Here is a 1,362-nt window from a genome sequence, read left to right as displayed (position 1 = left end):
CCCGCCGCGACCTCGGCGGCCGGCCGGGTAGCTGCGCCGGGCGAGGCCAGCTCCAGCACGTCGGGCCGGTACGGGTCGAGCAGGACGGCGGCCCGGCCGCCGGTCGACTCACACAACCGGTACGGCGTGGTGGCACTTTCGTCGCCGGCGCGCAACAGGGCGTGCGGGATCCCGCCGATCCGGGTCGGCCCGTCGGCGAGGCGCCGGACGGGGACGAGTCGGTCGGCCTCGGGCAGTTCCGACCAGTCCAGCTCGACCGGCTGCGCGACCGGCCCCGGCTCGACGTGCAGGACGGCGTCGAAGCGGTAGCGGGTCAACTCGGTGTCGTCGGCCATCGTCCGGGCGTGTACGCCCACCCGCACGTCGCGCCCCGCCGACACCGCCGCCGCGGCGATGACGGATGGTGTGACCAGCAGCTCCTCGTCCCGGGCCGCTCGCCGGGCGGCCCGCTCACGGACCTCCTCGTCGGTCGCCTCCGGCGCGGTCGACCGCTCCACCCACCGGCAGAAGTGCTCGTGCAGCCCGGCGTGGCGGACGTCGCCGACCACCACCGTCCCACCCGGGGCGACCAGGGCGACGGCGGCGCCCAGCACGGACGACAGGTACCCGACGTCGGGGAAGCACTGGGTGACCGAGTTGAGCACCACGCAGTCGGGTCGGCCGTCCGGGAACCGCAGGTCGGCCAGCGCGGCCCGGACCGCGGTCCCGTCGAGTTCGTGTGCGGCGGCGCGCACCACCCGGACGTGCGGCGGCGTGTCCGCGGCGAGGGTGGCCACGGCGTGCGGGGCGACGTCCGTGCCGACGTAGCCGGTGACGTGCGGTCGCAGCCGGTGCAGCAGCAGGCCCGTGCCGCAGCCCAGTTCGAGCACGTGCCGAGGGCCGGTGGCGAGGATCAGGTCGACGGTGCGGTCCGCCCACTGGCGCATGTGTTCGACCGGGAGGGGTGCGCCGGTGTCGGTGGCCCGCCAGCCGGACAGGTCCAGCTCGTCGGCGTGCCGGCCGGCGGCGGCGCGGTAGGTGGCGTCGTACACCTCCCCCCACTGGTCGAGGAACTCGGCCATCAGCGCGCCGGGCCGTGCTCCGGCGGTGAGCGCGGCAGGGTTCACGGCCAGCCTCAACCCAGCGCCGCCGGCCCGGGCGTCGCCGACCCAGGGATGGGCGCGCAACAGCGCCGCGGCGTCCTCTGCGGTTGTGGTCAGGTCAGCGGACATGCGTGTGGTCCTCCCAGGCAACGAGGTGGTGGGCGTCGAGAATGAGGACCCGGTCGCGCACACCAGCCGCCGGTCCCGCTCCGGGCGCCACGTCCGCACCAGCACGTCGGCCCGGCGGGCGCTGGCCCGCCAGTCGATCGAGCGGACGTCG

At 76.1% G+C, this 1,362-nt stretch carries 1 protein-coding gene and 1 pseudogene; both read right to left on the bottom strand.

The annotated features are described in order from the left end of the window. On the bottom strand, positions 1–1,211 hold a 1,211-nt coding region (locus AB0I76_RS29960), incomplete at its 3' end, for a class I SAM-dependent methyltransferase (protein WP_357042502.1). A gap of 48 nt (positions 1,212–1,259) precedes the next feature. Then, a pseudogene (locus AB0I76_RS29955) lies at positions 1,260–1,362 on the bottom strand (DUF58 domain-containing protein); the annotation flags it as partial.

Source organism: Micromonospora sp. NPDC049799 (genome assembly GCF_040656655.1).
GTDB lineage: Bacteria > Actinomycetota > Actinomycetes > Mycobacteriales > Micromonosporaceae > Micromonospora.
Note: the sequence above shows the minus strand (reverse complement) of the source record. Positions and strands in the feature narration are given on the sequence as shown.